The 1,967-nt window shown below is 36.6% G+C and carries 2 protein-coding genes and 1 pseudogene; all 3 read right to left on the bottom strand.

Translation table 11 applies throughout. The annotated features are described in order from the left end of the window. Positions 1-122: 122 nt before the first annotated feature. Positions 123-1,346, bottom strand: a complete 1,224-nt coding sequence (locus F6K13_RS30770; protein WP_124146911.1) for a hypothetical protein — start codon at positions 1,344-1,346, stop codon at positions 123-125. Further along, positions 1,343-1,741: a bifunctional 2-polyprenyl-6-hydroxyphenol methylase/3-demethylubiquinol 3-O-methyltransferase UbiG gene (locus tag F6K13_RS30765; RefSeq protein ID WP_124146912.1), complete on the bottom strand. Its 399-nt coding sequence runs from the start codon at positions 1,739-1,741 to the stop codon at positions 1,343-1,345. The genes F6K13_RS30770 and F6K13_RS30765 overlap by 4 nt, the downstream gene beginning before the upstream one ends. A gap of 11 nt (positions 1,742-1,752) precedes the next feature. After that, positions 1,753-1,967: pseudogene (locus tag F6K13_RS30760) on the bottom strand (glycosyl transferase); the annotation flags it as partial.

Genomic DNA, 1,967 nt, shown 5'->3' with positions numbered 1-1,967 from the left:
CTCTGGATAGCGTTGAGCAAGTCCCAGACCAAGTGATATGCCCACAAAACCTGCTCCTCCGGTAATTAAAACTCTTTTACTCATTAGGTTAATCGTAACAAAAACTCTCTTTGTTTAACTTATCACCAATTTCGATCGTAACAAAAACTCTCTTTGTTTAACTTATCACCAATGTCCTCTAAGTCTTGAGGCTCAATTTTGAATACTAAGTGACTGTAGGCAACGTGATCCACAGGTTTTTTATTCTCTCTTAGCCATTGAAAATTTTTTGGATTGGTCGTAATACCTAATAGTTGATTGGCTCCAACCACAACTAAATCGGCTTGAAACTTTTGAGGATTAACTTCTTCTTGATTGGCTCCACGCACAACTAAATCGACTTGAAACTTTTGAGGATTAACTTCTTGTTTTAGCTTTTTCCTACGACATCTCATATATTTTGCATCAGGATTTCTTTCAAGATACTGTTCTAAATAAATCCAATTTTGACCCCAGTCTAAGTTAGAGTCGGCAAGGATTGTGTAGGCCATTTTTCGGTCTAGCAGCAATTCATTAAAGTATGATAGGTAATGAGGAAAATAAGAAATATTAGAAATTAATAAATAAGCGACAAGACTAGTTACAAAAATCCGATATCGATTTCTTAATGCTGTCCAGGCTACTGCTAATCGGCTAGAGAAAACGAAGAGAAATGGGAAAATCATCAGGATGTATCGAATACCAATCTGAGCAGTGGTAAAACTGAAAGCAATGAAAAAAAATAGAGAGGGGATGATTAAGAAAGCTTCATTTTGCCAAAAATTCATTCGATGTCTATATCGAAGCAGGCTGACAACAGCCATAAATAGAAGTAGTTGAGTGGCAATAGGCACTTTGTAAAGGAAAGCAATGATAAAGTATTCCTTAAAGCCCTTCATTTCACCATTCTCTAAGCCTAATCTACCCATTAGATAAGTAGGACCATTGCCAAAAGCTGTTTCTTGTTTGTATTTACCCATATCTAGTCCCGAGAGGTAAGCATAGGGAACTGGAACAGGTAAAGCTCTCAACAATGGTGAACTAGCTTGTAATGAAGTGAAAGCTCTACTTGCAAACTGATAATCCCCTAGCTTTGTAAAAGTTTTTTCAAAGGAAAAACCAATATTAATGATTAGGATTGTCGTAAATAAAAGCAAGATTGTATAAGTACAAAACTGTTTGATGCCTGACAGAATAATCTTGAATTTTTTCGTTCGGATTAGATTCAAAATGGTTGGGCTGTAAAAGCCAATGGTTAAAATAAAATAGATGGGCAATAAATAAACTGCGGTGTAACGCGAGATTTGGGCAATACCAAACGTAATCATGATAGCAAGACTTCAATTAGCTCCTCTTTATTGCCTAAATGCTCAAAGAAGTTGGAAACAAATATCCTATCAAAGCGTTTATTAATTTTTTCTTGCTTGTTTAAGTCTAAAATATTGAGATTGAGAACATGGACATCAGGATTGGCGAATGTTTTAGAGTCAGGATTGAGATCGATTAAGTATTTTTCTCTTGCTTGAATATGATTGATAAACTCACCATATCCTCCCCCGATATCTAAAACGTCTGCTTCTTTGCCCAGATGCTTTTGCAGGAATTCCTTGATTAATACTTTCCACAAGGCGACTTTGGCTTTTCTCTGTTGATAGTTAAAACGATTAGAGTAAAGCTTTTTTAGGTATTCTTCTTGTCTGAGCGCTCTGTTATCTGCAATCATAATTCTTCTAGTTAGCGAATTTTATTCTGGATTGCTATTTGAGGTTGCTTGCACACATAGTCTCCTCTGGAGAGATGTTTTTCTAGCCAGATATAAAGCACAATAAACAAGTATCGGCTTCCCATCTCTTTCAGCTTTAACTTGGATAATCCCGTAGTGCGGTTGCGCCAAGTAATGGGCATGGTTGTGTTGGAATATTGCCGTGCGATCGCCTTAAGGGGCATTT

It is taken from the genome of Okeania sp. SIO2B9, assembly GCF_010672505.1.
Lineage (GTDB): Bacteria > Cyanobacteriota > Cyanobacteriia > Cyanobacteriales > Microcoleaceae > Okeania > Okeania hirsuta.
This window is presented reverse-complemented; position numbering and strand designations above follow the sequence as displayed.